Origin of the sequence: Sneathiella sp. (assembly GCF_036844445.1) — a bacterium.
GTDB lineage: Bacteria > Pseudomonadota > Alphaproteobacteria > Sneathiellales > Sneathiellaceae > Sneathiella.
In genome coordinates this window covers 174,671-187,837 of sequence record NZ_DAIUFV010000003.1, presented here as the reverse complement: position 1 = coordinate 187,837, position 13,167 = coordinate 174,671, and the positions used below count along the sequence as shown (strand labels likewise).

At 59.4% G+C, this 13,167-nt stretch carries 19 protein-coding genes; 9 read left to right on the top strand and 10 right to left on the bottom strand.

Annotation, left to right across the window (positions count from 1 at the left end):
* Positions 1–13: 13 nt before the first annotated feature.
* From argC to V7Z56_RS07645, 3 genes are all read right to left on the bottom strand, one after another.
* Positions 14–1,075: an N-acetyl-gamma-glutamyl-phosphate reductase gene (argC, locus tag V7Z56_RS07655; RefSeq protein ID WP_334128788.1), complete on the bottom strand. Its 1,062-nt coding sequence runs from the start codon at positions 1,073–1,075 to the stop codon at positions 14–16.
* A gap of 42 nt (positions 1,076–1,117) precedes the next feature.
* On the bottom strand, positions 1,118–1,450 hold the full coding sequence (locus V7Z56_RS07650) for a hypothetical protein (protein ID WP_334128787.1): 333 nt from the start codon (positions 1,448–1,450) through the stop codon (positions 1,118–1,120).
* Positions 1,451–1,605: 155 nt separating this feature from the next.
* Positions 1,606–1,815 (bottom strand): cold-shock protein, encoded by a 210-nt coding sequence (locus tag V7Z56_RS07645; RefSeq protein ID WP_334128786.1) that lies wholly within the window; start codon positions 1,813–1,815, stop codon positions 1,606–1,608.
* Between the two features lie 363 nt (positions 1,816–2,178).
* Here V7Z56_RS07645 and V7Z56_RS07640 point away from each other — a divergent pair, with 363 nt between their 5' ends.
* The gene (locus tag V7Z56_RS07640) at positions 2,179–2,598 is read left to right on the top strand and encodes a GFA family protein (RefSeq protein ID WP_334128785.1); all 420 of its coding nucleotides are present in this window, start codon (positions 2,179–2,181) and stop codon (positions 2,596–2,598) included.
* Between the two features lie 59 nt (positions 2,599–2,657).
* Here the strand turns inward: V7Z56_RS07640 and V7Z56_RS07635 are convergent, their stop codons facing one another.
* Positions 2,658–2,987: a hypothetical protein gene (locus tag V7Z56_RS07635; RefSeq protein ID WP_334128784.1), complete on the bottom strand. Its 330-nt coding sequence runs from the start codon at positions 2,985–2,987 to the stop codon at positions 2,658–2,660.
* Between the two features lie 269 nt (positions 2,988–3,256).
* Between V7Z56_RS07635 and V7Z56_RS07630 the strand changes: the two genes are divergently transcribed.
* Positions 3,257–3,790 carry a SixA phosphatase family protein gene (locus V7Z56_RS07630; RefSeq protein ID WP_334128783.1) on the top strand — a complete coding sequence of 178 codons (534 nt, stop codon included), beginning with the start codon at positions 3,257–3,259 and terminating at the stop codon, positions 3,788–3,790.
* Between the two features lie 28 nt (positions 3,791–3,818).
* Here V7Z56_RS07630 and V7Z56_RS07625 read toward each other — a convergent pair whose 3' ends face one another.
* Complete coding sequence (locus tag V7Z56_RS07625) at positions 3,819–4,361, bottom strand: PAS domain-containing protein (RefSeq protein WP_334128782.1); 543 nt, start codon at positions 4,359–4,361, stop codon at positions 3,819–3,821.
* A gap of 214 nt (positions 4,362–4,575) precedes the next feature.
* Positions 4,576–5,352, bottom strand: coding sequence for a DUF169 domain-containing protein (locus V7Z56_RS07620; protein ID WP_334128780.1), 777 nt, complete (start codon positions 5,350–5,352; stop codon positions 4,576–4,578).
* Positions 5,353–5,725: 373 nt separating this feature from the next.
* Here V7Z56_RS07620 and V7Z56_RS07615 point away from each other — a divergent pair, with 373 nt between their 5' ends.
* Entirely contained in the window at positions 5,726–6,682 is a 957-nt protein-coding gene (locus tag V7Z56_RS07615) for an MBL fold metallo-hydrolase (protein WP_334128779.1), read from the top strand.
* On the opposite strand, the gene V7Z56_RS07610 is transcribed toward V7Z56_RS07615, so the two are convergent.
* The 4 genes from V7Z56_RS07610 to V7Z56_RS07595 all read right to left on the bottom strand — a co-directional run bounded on the left by V7Z56_RS07610 (position 6,658) and on the right by V7Z56_RS07595 (position 8,829).
* Complete coding sequence (locus tag V7Z56_RS07610) at positions 6,658–7,131, bottom strand: hypothetical protein (RefSeq protein WP_334128778.1); 474 nt, start codon at positions 7,129–7,131, stop codon at positions 6,658–6,660. The two genes, V7Z56_RS07615 and V7Z56_RS07610, sit on opposite strands and share 25 nt — an antisense overlap.
* Positions 7,132–7,225: 94 nt before the next feature.
* A complete protein-coding gene (rpsI, locus tag V7Z56_RS07605) occupies positions 7,226–7,747 on the bottom strand; it encodes a 30S ribosomal protein S9 (RefSeq protein ID WP_443023768.1) in 522 nt (173 codons plus the stop codon).
* A gap of 2 nt (positions 7,748–7,749) precedes the next feature.
* Positions 7,750–8,214: a 50S ribosomal protein L13 gene (gene rplM / locus V7Z56_RS07600; protein ID WP_334128777.1), complete on the bottom strand. Its 465-nt coding sequence runs from the start codon at positions 8,212–8,214 to the stop codon at positions 7,750–7,752.
* A gap of 198 nt (positions 8,215–8,412) precedes the next feature.
* Positions 8,413–8,829 carry a PaaI family thioesterase gene (locus tag V7Z56_RS07595; RefSeq protein ID WP_334128776.1) on the bottom strand — a complete coding sequence of 139 codons (417 nt, stop codon included), beginning with the start codon at positions 8,827–8,829 and terminating at the stop codon, positions 8,413–8,415.
* 182 nt (positions 8,830–9,011) lie between these two features.
* Between V7Z56_RS07595 and V7Z56_RS07590 the strand changes: the two genes are divergently transcribed.
* The 6 genes from V7Z56_RS07590 (at position 9,012) to V7Z56_RS07565 (ending at position 13,113) form a co-directional block, all read left to right on the top strand.
* Positions 9,012–9,818 carry an enoyl-CoA hydratase gene (locus V7Z56_RS07590; RefSeq protein ID WP_334128775.1) on the top strand — a complete coding sequence of 269 codons (807 nt, stop codon included), beginning with the start codon at positions 9,012–9,014 and terminating at the stop codon, positions 9,816–9,818.
* A gap of 4 nt (positions 9,819–9,822) precedes the next feature.
* A complete protein-coding gene (locus V7Z56_RS07585) occupies positions 9,823–10,266 on the top strand; it encodes a CoA-binding protein (RefSeq protein WP_334128774.1) in 444 nt (147 codons plus the stop codon).
* Between the two features lie 54 nt (positions 10,267–10,320).
* Positions 10,321–11,598, top strand: a complete 1,278-nt coding sequence (locus tag V7Z56_RS07580) for an O-acetylhomoserine aminocarboxypropyltransferase (protein WP_334128773.1) — start codon at positions 10,321–10,323, stop codon at positions 11,596–11,598.
* Between the two features lie 54 nt (positions 11,599–11,652).
* Positions 11,653–11,802, top strand: coding sequence for a hypothetical protein (locus V7Z56_RS07575; protein ID WP_334128772.1), 150 nt, complete (start codon positions 11,653–11,655; stop codon positions 11,800–11,802).
* Positions 11,803–11,912: 110 nt separating this feature from the next.
* Positions 11,913–12,344: a hypothetical protein gene (locus V7Z56_RS07570; RefSeq protein ID WP_334128771.1), complete on the top strand. Its 432-nt coding sequence runs from the start codon at positions 11,913–11,915 to the stop codon at positions 12,342–12,344.
* On the top strand, positions 12,334–13,113 hold the full coding sequence (locus V7Z56_RS07565; RefSeq protein ID WP_334128770.1) for a CsgG/HfaB family protein: 780 nt from the start codon (positions 12,334–12,336) through the stop codon (positions 13,111–13,113). The genes V7Z56_RS07570 and V7Z56_RS07565 overlap by 11 nt, the downstream gene beginning before the upstream one ends.
* Positions 13,114–13,167: the final 54 nt, after the last annotated feature.

The window sequence follows — 13,167 nt, the reverse complement described above, 5'->3', positions numbered from 1 at the left end:
TTCTGCCCGAAGCTTACGGGAAAAGCGCGACCTGTTCCAGCCCGAGCGTCTCCGGCAGGATGAACATCAGGTTCATATTCTGCACGGCCTGACCGCTCGATCCCTTGACCAGATTGTCAATCACCGAGATGACAATCGCCCGGCCGGGGATGCGATCTTCAAAGACGTTGATCACGCAGTTGTTGGAGCCGCGCACCATCTGCGTCTGCGGCACATCCTTGCCGTTCAGGATACGGACAAACGGCTCGCCCGCAAAGGCGGATTGGAGCGCCGCCTTGAGGTCGGCCGCCCGCGCCCCGCCGGTTAGCCGGACATGCGAGGTGATCATTTCGCCCCGGCTCATGGGGATGAGATGCGGCACGAAATTGACGCGGATATCCTCCGCCGCGCGGCCCGCGGCCTTGGCGATTTCCTGCTCGATCTCCGGCGCATGCCGGTGCGCGCCAATGCTGTAGGGAGAGAGCCCCTCGCCCGCCTCGCTGAAGAGGGTGTTCTGCTTGAGCCCCCGCCCCGCGCCGGTAATGCCCGACTTTGCATCGATCACAAGATCGTCCGCATCGATCAGCCCGCCTTTGACGAGCGGCACGAGCGAGAGCAGCGTCGCTGTCGGATAGCAGCCGGGACAGGCGACGAGCCGCGCGCTCCGGATCCGCTCGCGGTACAGCTCCGTCAGGCCGTAGACGGCTTCCTTCTGCAGCGCGAGCGCCCGATGCTCATGGCCATACCATTCGGCGTAGGTTGCCGGATCATCAAGGCGGAAATCGGCGGACATATCGACCACCTTTACGCCCGCGGGAAGCGCCGCGATGAGTTCCTGCGTCGTGCCGTGCGGCAGGCCGCAGAAAACCACATCAACGCCGCTCCAGTCAGCGTCCTCGATGGAGACCATATCCGGAAGGCCATGGCCGCCGAGATGCGGATAGACGTCCGCGACCGGCTGGCCGGCCTTGCGGTCCGCCGTCAGCAGGCAAATTTCGGCGCTCGGGTGGCGCAGCAGAAGGCGCATCGCTTCCGCGCCCGTGTAACCGCTTGCGCCAAGAATACCGACTTTAATTTTGCTGTCCGAATGTGCCATGTTCCTCAACCCGGGCGTTGCCGCCCCGCCTCCAAAAAAACGTCAATCCGCGAGATATGTCCGATGCGCGCCTTTCAGCGCCTTGTCCGCAAACCAGATCAGGACATTGAGATCAAAGGCGGCGCGCGCCTCTTCATCCAAATGCTCCGGCCCTCGCTTCAGGCCGGCGAGAATATCCTTCTCGGCCTTGCGCAGCAGGGCGTTGCGCACGGAACCCCGTACATCAAGCTGGTCGCGCATTTCCTGCACCAGTTCGTCGCCCGTCAGGCGATGGGTGTAGTCCTTGAGCCGCAAGGTAAAGGCGCCCTCCGCATCGAGTGGAATGCCGAGTGTTTCAATGTCGATTTCTTCAATGTTTCTGATCGGTTTGGTCATCGCCGATGTCCTGTTTTCTCCGGGTCGCTGTCTGCAGCGGGTTTTTGCACACTTCACGTCACTTGGCAAAGAATTCCGTCACGCGCCGGCGCCGTCAAGGCACAAAAAAAAGGCGGCAAACGCCGCCTTTTCTCTTTCGTATCGGAACCTTTATCTCAGTCCAGAAGCACGAGATTTTCCGCGGAAGATTTGCCGTTACGACCGGAAACGAGTTCGAATTCGATCTTTGCGTTTTCCTGAAGGGTCGTCAATCCGGCGCGTTCAACTGCCGAAATATGCACGAAAGCGTCAGCCCCGCCTCCATCAGGAGCGATAAAACCATATCCTTTGGTGGGGTTGAACCACTTTACAGTACCTGTAGCCATTATTTAGTCTCCTGGACACTCGATAATTATCAGGACCTCACGCCTAAAGTGCCCAAATGCAGCGTTTGAAATCCTAGGAAGGTCCGCTGTCGGCATGTCACCGAACAAAAAAACAGGCTCCCTGCGAATCCGGTAATTTATAATTGGGGCATTTGCAAGGAAGATTTGTGTCGGATCAAGATTTTGTGATGCTTTCGGCGAAACGTTGCAAAAATGCTATCGAAATGCCGCGATTTTGCCATCTTTGGCCTGGGAGGGATACTTATCTGCCGAGCGCGTTCCGCGTCTCAATTTACCGCTGACGCGCGCCAGGAATCTGCGTAGTATAAGCAAAGACGCAATTATCCTGACCGAGGAGCAGTCATGGTTGACCCGGAGATCCATCAGGGCGGATGCCTGTGCGGCGCCGTTCGCTATGAAGTGACCGGCCCGCTCGACGTCGTTAATTACTGCCACTGCACGCAGTGCCAGAAGTCGACGGGGCATTTCTATGCCTCCTCCATGCCGACAACGGGCGAACTTCGCCTCCTCGCCTCGGAAACGCTGAAATGGTATCGCTCGTCATCCTTTGCCGAGCGCGGCTTCTGCTCCACCTGCGGCAGCCAGCTTTTCTGGCGGCGCGTGGGCGGCGCGGGTTTCAGCTTTGTCGTTGGCAGCCTGGACGGCGATCCGAAGCTTGCGGGCGGGCACCATATCTTTGTTGAGGCGAAGAAAAGCTACTACAGCATCAACGACGGCCTGCCGCAGCATGCCGGCTTTCCCAAGGGCGACAGCCCCGACTGACTGCCACGCTGATTGAGCGGACGGGCGATGCGCGCCATCCGCCGCCTGCCGCTCGCGATTTAAGGTTTCTTGCAGACCGGGCCCGAGAACAGGCTGTTGCCCGCCCCGCCGTCGAGACAGCCGTTTGCGTCGATGCGCAGCGTGCGCGTCTCACCGGCGACCTTGACCGTCACGCTGTCGCCGTCGCGGCTATAGGTTCCGCTGTGGCGATCTTCGCTGCCGATCATGGTCAGCGTCACCTGATCGCTGCCCTTGAAATCAAGAATGGTGAACCACTGGCCGCCGTCCTGCTGGCCGTATTCCCCCGAAAGGCCGTCCTCGCCGCTGCAGGCCGCAAGCCCGCCGGCGAGCAGGACGCCCGCCGCACACAGTATAATTTTCCGCAGCATCTTTTCCTCCCTCTGTTGCCTGTCACATTTGTTATCGCCGCCGAGCGCCTGCCGATGAAGAGACCGACAGGATGCCGGGGTCAGCCGCCTGAAAAAAATATTTCAACTCTGCTTTCAACAGCAAGCGGCAATCGCCAAATGGTAAAAAAAACGCAAAGGGCGGCCCGCGATTCCTGAGCCTGCTTTCGTCATCGCGTCATATTGCTGTCATATAATCTCCATCTGGAGAGTATATCGGGGGAACGTCACGCAAGAAGAAGAGGCAGATCATGCGAAAACTGACACTGATGCGCCATGCAAAATCGAGCTGGTCGGACCGCGCCAAAGCCGATATCGACAGGCCGCTCACCGCACGCGGACGGCTCGGCGCGCTTGCGGTCGGCACCTATATGGCGCGCAACAAGATATTCCCGGACATCATTCTCTGTTCCCCGGCCCGGCGCACGCGGGAAACGCTCGCCCAGATCGAACCCTCGCTGCCGGACGGTTTCGAGCGACGGTTCAATCCCGCGGTCTATTCCGCCGGGACGGGCGCCGGACTGCTCGCCAGTTTGAAGTGCGCCGCGATCAGCGAAGCGCATGTGATGGTAATCGGCCATAACCCGGCGATGCAGCAGCTCGCCCTCTCGCTCATGGATCCGGCCTCAAACCTTTATAAAGAGATTGCACGGAAATTCCCGCGCGGCGGACTGATCCAGTTTGCCTTTGATATCGACGATTGGCGGGAGATGCACGCGCCCGGCCGCGTCCTTCATTTCACCACGCCCAAGCGGCTGATCGCGACGGAGGAGGAGGAGGAGTGAAACTCCGTCCCGCGCGGCGGGCTATGTCTCAGGTTGCGTCCTCTTCGAGATCGATAAAGATACTTGTCGGAGCCTCGAGACTGGCGACCTGGTCATCACGCGGGACGCGGATCCGCTCCCGCTCGAACTCTCCCGTATAAAAGACCATCCGGCAGCAGATATCCTTGTCATCGCGGAGCGGGAAACCGACCGAGATAATCATCTCGGTTTTTCCGGCGGCCGAATGTGTCAGGACTTTCGAAAATACGCCGCACGGGCGCGTGATGCATTCCAGGATGGTGCGCGATGCCGCGTCGCGCATATCCCCCGGCCAGAAATCGAGAAAATTCCGCCCCGTCAGCTCCATGCCGAAATGATCAACCAGCGCGGTCCCGGCCAGGCGGCAAACAATTTCATCGGGCGACAGGACTTCATAAAGCGCGATCCCCGGCAGCAGCGGCGCGATGCGGGTCGGATCGAAGCTGCGGCGACGCGGCACCAGAGACCCCGGTTCCAGGCTTCGCCAATATCTCGCAAAGCGTTCCGTCTCAGGCGACCCCCACCTGATATTGTCAAATTTCTCGCAGAGCATGTCCCCTAACGTTACCCCCTCCGCATACCGCACACATAGAATAAGCCCCGCAGGAACGGGGCTCGGGCGTTGCTTTTCATTTTTATTTATGAGCGCCGGGGAATATACGCATATATCCGAAGATTGCCAAGCGCCAAATACAGCCGAGAGGTGTTAAATATAGGGGCAGCGACGGACAAATAATCACGTCGCTGCTACTCTTTCTATTTTTCTTTTATTTACTGTAGCTTACCGCAAGGCCGGCGCGCGCGTCATTCTGCACGCCATAGGGCGGAATGGGATAACGGAGGCCGTTTTTGGCGAGCGCAGCAAGCCCGTCGATCACTTTTGGAAGATAGGCGGGCGGAATTGCCATCAAAAGTTCGTCCTCCTGAACGCCGCCATAGCGCCGCTCGGCAAAGCAGGGAAGCGACAGGCTGGGCTCTCCCGTCGAGAGCGCCCGTCCCCAGCTGTCGGCGCAGGACGATTCGCCCACAACCGAGAAATCGAGCTTCTTGTAGCCCGCCCACTGCAGCCCGTTGATGAACAGGATCATCTGCGCCGGGGTTGCGTAAATCAGGCAGATATCCGGCGGATTGAGACGCTTGCTGGCGAGCGGCGAGACGGCCATCGCCTTGAATTTCCCGGCCGGCATCACGGTCATGGCGTCCTGATGGTTGCGCGCATCCTCCGGCGTCTGATACCAGACGCCAACATATCGCTCACCCTCGCGCCATTCTTCATCCTGCGGGCGAAGGCCGAGGACCGCGCCGCACTGCGCGCCAACAAAATCCTCCGCCGTCGCGCCCACGGTCCAGCCGAGGCGGCAGGCCTGCCCGACAATCTGATCCGCGGTGAAAATCCCTTTGGGGCGGCGAATCTTCTCGATCGCCTCCATCTCCTCGACAGTCTCGAACAGTTTCATCCCGATCGGAGTCGCTCGAATACGGAGATATTTCGTAAGCCCGTCGAGAATCGCGTCCCAATCATAAAAGTTTTCAAGTTTTGTCATTATTATTACTCCCGTTATTTATGGGACATCGGAGCGATTCACGCACCGCATCCCCCTTTTTCTTCCTATCAGAACCCGTGCCAGCGGCCCTTCTCGGCTCGCTTTCTCCGGATCATATGAAATGTCGCCGCTTTGGGGAATGATTTTGATCAAGCCTGCGTGAGATCGGGCATTTGCGAGGGATTTGCAACATTTAGCGGTTGAAAATCCGGTGATCCACCATGATCTTTAACCATACGCGGTTCACTGGCGAATTGACTCCACTTAACCGGTTAAGTATCATTTGAATGAATATTTATCTGAGATAATGACGCAGAAACCATATCATCATAATCCCCGTGGCGGCTTCCGTAATCCGGAGGGCAATCCTAATATGCACCTACGCAAACGGCGCATTGCCCCGCTTATTTACCGGCTAATGCAGCAGATGCCATCGCCGACGCTGCCTGACGGGCATGTTCTGCCGCGGAGCGAAGTGACGCAAGGTATCGTTGCGGGCGGCAACCCGAGCGTGACGTGGCTTGGTCATGCCGCGTTTATTATCCGAAGCGGCGGCAAGGTGATTTTGACCGACCCGTATCTCTCCAAAGTCGCGGGGCCCGGTCGCATCGGCCCGAAACGCTATGCGCCGGCTGCAATGAGCGCAACCGAACTCCCTTGCGCCGATGTCATGCTGGTCAGCCACAATCATTATGATCATCTCGATGCCCGCGTCGTGCGTGCCTACCCCTATAAGGACAGGACGCAGGTGATTGTTCCGCTCGGCCTGAAATCCTTTTTCACCCGGCGCGGCTATAAAAAGGTGATCGAGATGGACTGGTGGGAAAACTGGTCCGAGGACGGGTTGACCATCACCACGCTTCCGGCCGTTCATTCATCGGGGCGCGGTGTCCATGACCAGAAGAAGACGCTCTGGGCAAGCTTCGGCATTCGCACGCACGAGAAAAACATCTGGTTCTCCGGCGATACCGCCAAGGGGAATGTTTTCGAGATGATCGGCGAGCGCGAAGGACCGTTCGACCTCGCCATCGTCGGCATCGGGGCGTATGAGCCGCGCGAGATCATGAAGCTGGTCCACGCCTCCCCCGAAGATGCTATTGAGATTGCCCGCGCGGTGAACGCGACAAAGGCGCTCGGGATGCATTGGGGAACGATCCGCCTGACGTCGGAGGATCCGTTCGAAGCGCCGCAGCGATTCCGCGAGGCCGCCATCGCTCAGAATTTTGGCGCCGAGAACGCGCTGATCCTGAAAATCGGCGAGACGCGCTCGCTGGATGAGCGGGATAATGAAACGCCGATCGAGCTTCAGCGCCGCGTCAGCAGCAGATAAATTTCATTGTGGGCAAGCAGGATGAGGCCGCTTGCGGGCTCAAAGATTGCCTTGGCGAAAGTCCCGAAATCGCATTTCGCGTCCGCCTGCAGCACCTCATAGCTCCGCCCGTCGCCGACGGGTTTCAGGCCCAGTTCCGACCAGGAGCCGCCGGACGTGCCGAATGTCTCCATATCATCGCGAAGCGTGACGGGCGCGAGCGGCGCAAGCGGGCAATAGCGCTCGGCCCTTGACGTGATCACATGCTTCTGGATGGTGATCGACTGCCCGACAAGGGCGCGCGCCGTCTCAAGCGATCCGCCGTAAATTCCGGCGGTACGCATTTCGGTGAGTTCCCATTCCCCGTCAAGCGGATAGTCCGCCATCTTGACCGATACCTCCGGCCAGGCGCGGATCACGGCGATAAAAAGCAAAACGGCGCCAATAATGCCGAGGATTTTCCGGTTCATATATAGTCACTCTCAGAAGTCCCGATCCGCTGGGACGTAAACGCAAAAAAAGGCCGCACAAGGGCGGCCTTTTCGTTTTGGCGTACTCCCGCGATTAACGCTTGGAGAACTGGAAGCTCCGACGTGCTTTGGCGCGGCCGTATTTTTTACGCTCCACCATGCGGCTGTCGCGGGTGAGGAAGCCTTCGGCCTTCAGCGCCGGGCGAAGCGCCGGCTCGTAATAGGTCAGCGCCTTGGAGACGCCGTGACGAACGGCACCGGCCTGACCCGAGAGACCGCCGCCCTTAACCGTACAGACAACGTCGAACTGGCCGACGCGATCGGTCACCTCAAACGGCTGCTGCAGCAGCATGCGCAGAACCGGACGGGCGAAATATTCCGACTGGTCGCGACCGTTGACGGTGATCTTGCCGCTGCCGGGCTTTACCCAGACGCGGGCGACGGCATTCTTGCGCTTGCCCGTGGCGTAGGACCGGCCAAGGCTGTCAATGACGGGCTCGGCGCTCACGGCCTCGATAACGCCGGCGGCCTGAATGACTTCAGCGCCGGTCTCGCCTGCGGCTGCGCCTTCCGTCAGATTTTTCAAATCCTCGAGGGAGTTTGCTTCATCAGCCATGCTCAGGCGCTCCTTACGTTCTTGGTGTTCATGGATGCGATATCAAGCACTTCCGGGTTCTGTGCGGCATGCGGATGCTCCGCGCCGGCATAAACACGAAGGTTGCCAAACTGCTGGCGGCCAAGCGGCCTGCGGGGGATCATGCGCTCAACCGCTTTCAGGATCAGCCGCTCCGGATGCGCGCTGCCAAGGGTCTTCTCGGCAGTGCGGCTCTTGATGCCACCCGGATGGCCGGTGTGCCAGTAGAACACCTTGTCGGTCATCTTCTTGCCGGTCAGGGCGACTTTTTCCGCATTGATGATGATGACGTTATCGCCACAATCGATATGCGGCGTGTACATGGGTTTGTGCTTGCCGCGCAGGCGGTTCGCAACAATCGCGGCGAGACGGCCGAGAACGATGCCTTCCGCATCGATCAGCAGCCACTTCTTCTCCACCTCGGTCGGTTTCGCAGAATAGGTTTTCATTAGCTCAAGCCTTCGCGTCATGCGTGCCATAGATAAAGTAAGGGAGCCAACAAGCTCCCCGATCTGCTGCGCGGTATAAACGCTGCAGGGGGCTGCGTCAACAGAAATAACGCTGCGATATCACTTCATTACGATAGCGGTATTACAATACCGCAAATTGCGAGGGCTTTTCCGGCACCCTCGCCCCGAGGTCTCGGACTAGCGTTTCGGCGGGATTGAATAGGTGACCGTTGCATGCGCGACGGGATCTTTGGAAGTGCCTGAAAAAATTCCGATTTCGCCGACGGCGAGCGCCTTGCCAAGCTTCAGGAGCCGGCCTTTCGCTACCATCCGGCCGGGCTCGGGCTTGCGCAGGAAATTCATATTGAGATTGGTCGTGACGGCGAGCGCGACGGGGCCGATCTGGGCGAGGACGAGAAAATACATCGCCGCATCGGCAAGCTCCATCATGGTCGGCCCCGAAACCGTGCCGCCGGGGCGCAGGTGCCGCGCGTCCGCCTGCATGGAAACGACGATGCTCTCATGATCCACATGATCCACTTTTAGATTCAGCTGCATTTCCGGGAATACCTCCCGGTGAAAAGCTTCCAGCATGTCGGGGGTCATCACAGGCATGGGCGTTTCTCCTTGTTTTTCTGGCCAGATGGCCCGGTGAGGATAGCAGCACCTGTTGCGCGGGCAAGTGAAAGCCGCCAATACTGGCGCTTATTTCCCTGAATTATTACAGATACCCTTGATCGGGGCGGAGAAAGGATTAAGGTAGCAGTCGGACTTTCATCAGCAACCAGGGAAGAGATATGCCAGCCAGGCAAGAGGCGCGAGGGGACAATCGCATGATCGTCGATCTGACCGTCGAGAAAAATATCGCCTGCCTGACGCTTAACGATCCGTCGAGCCGCAATTCCCTGTCGCGCGAGATGATGAGCCGTATCGACGCTACTCTGGCCGACATCGCGACGGGCCGCGACATTCACGTCGTCATCCTCCGCGCCGAGGGGCCGGTCTTCTCATCGGGCCACAATCTGAGAGAAGTGCTGGCGATGGCGGAGGACGAGACGCTCGATGCGCTGTTCGAGCAATGCAGCGCGATGATGCAGCGCATCGTCACCCTGCCGCAGCCGGTGATCGCCCGACTTGACGGCGCAGTGACCGCCGCGGGCACGCAGCTCGTCGCCTCCTGCGATCTCGCCTATGCGTCGGATACGTCAAAATTTGCAACATCGGGCATCAATTTCGGGCTTTTCTGCTCGACACCGGGCGTCGCGCTCAGCCGCAATGTCGCGCCGAAGCACGCCATGGAGATGCTGCTGACCGGCGATTTCATCGACGCCGCACGGGCCGCCGAAATCGGGCTCATCAACGCCGCCCTGCCGGCGCACGCGCTGGACAGCCACATTCAATCGGTCGCCCGCACCATCGCCGCCAAATCATCTGCCGCCATTTGTCTCGGCAAGGCCGGCTTCTATCGCCAGCTTCCCCTCCCTCTCGATGCCGCCTATCGCACCGCTTCGGAGGTTATGGTCGAGAACATGCGCACGCGCGATGCCCGCGAGGGGTTGACCGCCTTCTTCGAAAAACGCGAACCGCGCTGGCGGGGAGAATAATAATATGGACCACGACAGCTACCCCGACGATTATATCGTCGGCATTCTCAACGATGTTAGGACCATTGCCGTTGTCGGCATGAGCGCCGATCCGGCGCGGCCCAGTCACTATGTCGCGGTCTTTCTGAAATCTCAGGGGTATCGGGTCATCCCGGTAAACCCGGGACTTGCGGGGGAAAAAATGATCGGCGAAACGGTCTACGCCTCACTTCGGGACATCCCGGAGCCTGTCGATATGGTGGATTGCTTCCGCGTTGCGGAGGATATCCCGCCTATCGTTGAGGACGCCATTGCCATCAACGCCAAAGTCGTCTGGATGCAGCTCGGTATTCGCAATGATGCCGCCGCTCAGAAAGCCGAGGCGGCGGGGATCAAAGTGGTTATGGACCGATGTCCGAAAATCGAGTTCGGCCACCTCGGCCACCGGATTACCGTCCGGAGCCAGTGACCGCCACAACCAACCAAAGCTATCCGATCAGGATCAAGGAATAAGGAACAACCGATGAGCAACCATAAATTCGATACTCTCGCCGTGCACGCAGGCGCCGTGCCGGATCCCGCCAGCAAGGCCCGTATTACGCCGATCTATCAGACGGCCTCGTTCGTCTTTGACGATGCCGATCACGCGGCGAGCCTCTTCAACCTGCAGGCATTCGGCAACATCTATTCGCGTCTGACCAACCCGACCAACGGCGTCCTGGAAGAGCGGATCACCGCGCTTGAAGGCGGCACGACCTCGCTCGCCGTCTCCTCGGGCCACGCGGCGCAGGTGATCGCCCTGCACACCTTGATGGAAAGCGGCGAAGACTTCCTCGCCTCCACCAAGCTTTATGGCGGGTCGATCAACCAGTTCACCCATTCCTTCAAGAAATTCGGCTGGAACGCCATTCTGGTTGATCCGGACGATCCGCAGAACTTCAAGAAGGCGCTGACGCCGAAGACGAAGGCGATCTTTATCGAAAGCCTCGCCAACCCGGGCGGCGTCGTCACCGATATCGAAGCGATTGCCAACATCGCCCATGAGGCCGGCATTCCGCTCATCGTCGACAACACGCTCGCGACCCCCTATCACTGCCGGCCGATCGAGTTCGGCGCCGACATCGTTCTGCATTCGGCAACGAAATTCCTCGGCGGTCACGGCAACTCCATCGGCGGCCTGATCGTCGACGGCGGCCGCTTCGACTGGAGCGCGTCCGACAAATTCCCGACGCTCAGCCAGCCGAACGGGTCCTACCACGGAATGAAGTTCCATGAGACCTTCGGCAATATCGCTTTTGGCATCGCCTGCCGGGCGCTCGGCCTGCGCGACCTCGGTCCCGCTCTCTCGCCGTTCAACGCCTTCATGATCCTGACCGGGATCGAGACGCTGGCGTTGCGCATGGAACGCCACAGCGCCAACGCGCTGGCCGTTGCCAAGCACCTCAAGCAGCATGACAAGGTCTCCTGGGTCTCTTACGCGGGGCTTGAGGACGATCCCTACAACAAGCTCGCGAAGAAATATCTCTCCGGCGGCGCCGGCGCCGTTTTCACCTTCGGCGTCAAGGGCGGTTATGAAGCCGGCAAGAAGCTGGTTGACAGCGTCGAGCTCTTCTCTCACCTCGCCAACATCGGCGACACCCGGAGCCTGATCATTCATCCGAGCTCCACCACCCATCGCCAGCTCGACGAAGCGCAGCAGACGTCGGCCGGCGCGGGCCCCGATGTGGTGCGCCTCTCCATCGGTATCGAGAATGCGGCGGACATTATCGCCGACCTCGATCAGGCGCTCGCCAAGGTCTAAGTCAACGCAAGCAACGCGTAAGACTGTCCGCCCCTCGGGGCGGGCAGTTTTTTTATGCCTGGATATCTTCTTCGCATCCCTTCCCTGCCGCGACGGTCGCCGGCGCAGGGCCAAACGCTCGCGCGCCACTCCAGCGCCGCCGCTGCGACGGGCCGCACCCGCCTGCTCCACCTCCACCGCATCGCCCGTGCGCATCTTTACTGATAAATAATCCACGCCTTCGGCCCTTGAATTCCATTTTTTTATTCTATCTATAGTTGAATATATGAAGTTTATATCTACCTCAACTTCACTTTCGGTTCGGAACAGAGCAGATGAAGAAACTCCATTTTGCAGCGGCGGCCCTGCTTCTCTCCCTGCCGCTCACCGCAGCCGCGCGGGACGGCACGGTGACGGCCGCCGTCGGCTGGAACAACAGCGCCGGCTTTCAATCCTCCTATGACGTCAGCGTCAAGGGCGCGACCTCCGACCTTATCGAGCGGGGGGAGAATGGCTATTACGACCAGTGGGATCGGCCGGTCGTCTTCCAGACCTACATCGGCGCGCAGATGACGACCATCGGCGCGCAGACCATCTTTCAGAACAGCCATCTCAACGACGTTATCGTCACCACGACCAACTGCGGCGAAGTGACGAGCGCCGCGGCGATCAAATCCGCCGGCGTTGGAAAGATCAATGTCACGGGCGGCGGCTGCAATGTGACCACCAACAATATAAGCGATCCCGATGGCTATTATGGCAACTAAACACACGCTTTGCTCTCTCGCCCCTCTCCTCCTTGCCGGCTGCATCGCGACGAGCGGCGAAAATGTAAAGCTCGTCAAGGGACCGCCTGTCGAGACCGTGACGACGCCCTATGACCAGCTCGTCGGCTGTATCGCGTCAGCGCATCCCATGCGCGGCGTCTGGGCGGTCGGCGATATTATCGATGCGACCGGCAAGTTCAGCGGCGAATATGCGGGAACGGGGAAATATATCACGCAAGGCGCGGGCGACATAATGCAGACAACGCTGCTTCAGGCGGAGGCCGAGACCATCGTCAATCGCCGCGATCCGCGCCCGCTCCTCGCCGAGATTAATCTCGGCATCCGCTCGCCGCATACATTCACGGCAATGAATTACTACATTACGGGCTCCGTCAACACGCTTGACTTCATCCCGGGCGCGGCAGCGGAAATCACCATCGGCGGGATCGGGCCGCGTTATCGCCAGCATCGGGCGGTGGTCGGGCTCGATCTGCATCTGACGGAAGCGACTAGCTCACGCGTCATTGCGGCGGTGCAGATATCGAAGCAGATTTTCGCCGATGAAGCGGGGTTCGGGATCGGCCGTTTCTTTGGCGATGCGCTGGTCAACCTCGATTTCTCCGGCCAGAACCGCGAGCCGCTTCAGCTCTCCCTCCGCTCCATGCTGCAATACGGGCTCTATGAGATGCTGACGCAGATAGCGCCTGAGCTTCGGACCCGGTGCCAGCCCATCGTCGATGCAATCGAGGGGGTTGAAGAGAAATCATAAAAAGAAGCAACCGAGCAGGTTGCCATCATTCGTTACTTCATTTTATCAAAGGAA

What these genes read in the sequence shown, in the direction of transcription:
- V7Z56_RS07565 (WP_334128770.1), top strand. Translation starts at nt 12,334, where the DNA reads ATGGCAACTAAACACACGCTTTGCTCTCTCGCCCCTCTCCTCCTTGCC.
- V7Z56_RS07580 (WP_334128773.1), top strand. Translation starts at nt 10,321, where the DNA reads ATGAGCAACCATAAATTCGATACTCTCGCCGTGCACGCAGGCGCCGTG.
- V7Z56_RS07630 (WP_334128783.1), top strand. Translation starts at nt 3,257, where the DNA reads ATGCGAAAACTGACACTGATGCGCCATGCAAAATCGAGCTGGTCGGAC.
- V7Z56_RS07645 (WP_334128786.1), bottom strand. Translation starts at nt 1,815, where the DNA reads ATGGCTACAGGTACTGTAAAGTGGTTCAACCCCACCAAAGGATATGGT.
- V7Z56_RS07635 (WP_334128784.1), bottom strand. Translation starts at nt 2,987, where the DNA reads ATGCTGCGGAAAATTATACTGTGTGCGGCGGGCGTCCTGCTCGCCGGC.
- V7Z56_RS07615 (WP_334128779.1), top strand. Translation starts at nt 5,726, where the DNA reads ATGCACCTACGCAAACGGCGCATTGCCCCGCTTATTTACCGGCTAATG.
- V7Z56_RS07595 (WP_334128776.1), bottom strand. Translation starts at nt 8,829, where the DNA reads ATGCCTGTGATGACCCCCGACATGCTGGAAGCTTTTCACCGGGAGGTA.
- V7Z56_RS07590 (WP_334128775.1), top strand. Translation starts at nt 9,012, where the DNA reads ATGCCAGCCAGGCAAGAGGCGCGAGGGGACAATCGCATGATCGTCGAT.
- rplM (WP_334128777.1), bottom strand. Translation starts at nt 8,214, where the DNA reads ATGAAAACCTATTCTGCGAAACCGACCGAGGTGGAGAAGAAGTGGCTG.
- V7Z56_RS07640 (WP_334128785.1), top strand. Translation starts at nt 2,179, where the DNA reads ATGGTTGACCCGGAGATCCATCAGGGCGGATGCCTGTGCGGCGCCGTT.
- V7Z56_RS07575 (WP_334128772.1), top strand. Translation starts at nt 11,653, where the DNA reads ATGCCTGGATATCTTCTTCGCATCCCTTCCCTGCCGCGACGGTCGCCG.
- V7Z56_RS07585 (WP_334128774.1), top strand. Translation starts at nt 9,823, where the DNA reads ATGGACCACGACAGCTACCCCGACGATTATATCGTCGGCATTCTCAAC.
- V7Z56_RS07620 (WP_334128780.1), bottom strand. Translation starts at nt 5,352, where the DNA reads ATGACAAAACTTGAAAACTTTTATGATTGGGACGCGATTCTCGACGGG.
- V7Z56_RS07625 (WP_334128782.1), bottom strand. Translation starts at nt 4,361, where the DNA reads ATGCTCTGCGAGAAATTTGACAATATCAGGTGGGGGTCGCCTGAGACG.
- V7Z56_RS07570 (WP_334128771.1), top strand. Translation starts at nt 11,913, where the DNA reads ATGAAGAAACTCCATTTTGCAGCGGCGGCCCTGCTTCTCTCCCTGCCG.
- rpsI (WP_443023768.1), bottom strand. Translation starts at nt 7,747, where the DNA reads ATGGCTGATGAAGCAAACTCCCTCGAGGATTTGAAAAATCTGACGGAA.
- argC (WP_334128788.1), bottom strand. Translation starts at nt 1,075, where the DNA reads ATGGCACATTCGGACAGCAAAATTAAAGTCGGTATTCTTGGCGCAAGC.
- V7Z56_RS07650 (WP_334128787.1), bottom strand. Translation starts at nt 1,450, where the DNA reads ATGACCAAACCGATCAGAAACATTGAAGAAATCGACATTGAAACACTC.
- V7Z56_RS07610 (WP_334128778.1), bottom strand. Translation starts at nt 7,131, where the DNA reads ATGAACCGGAAAATCCTCGGCATTATTGGCGCCGTTTTGCTTTTTATC.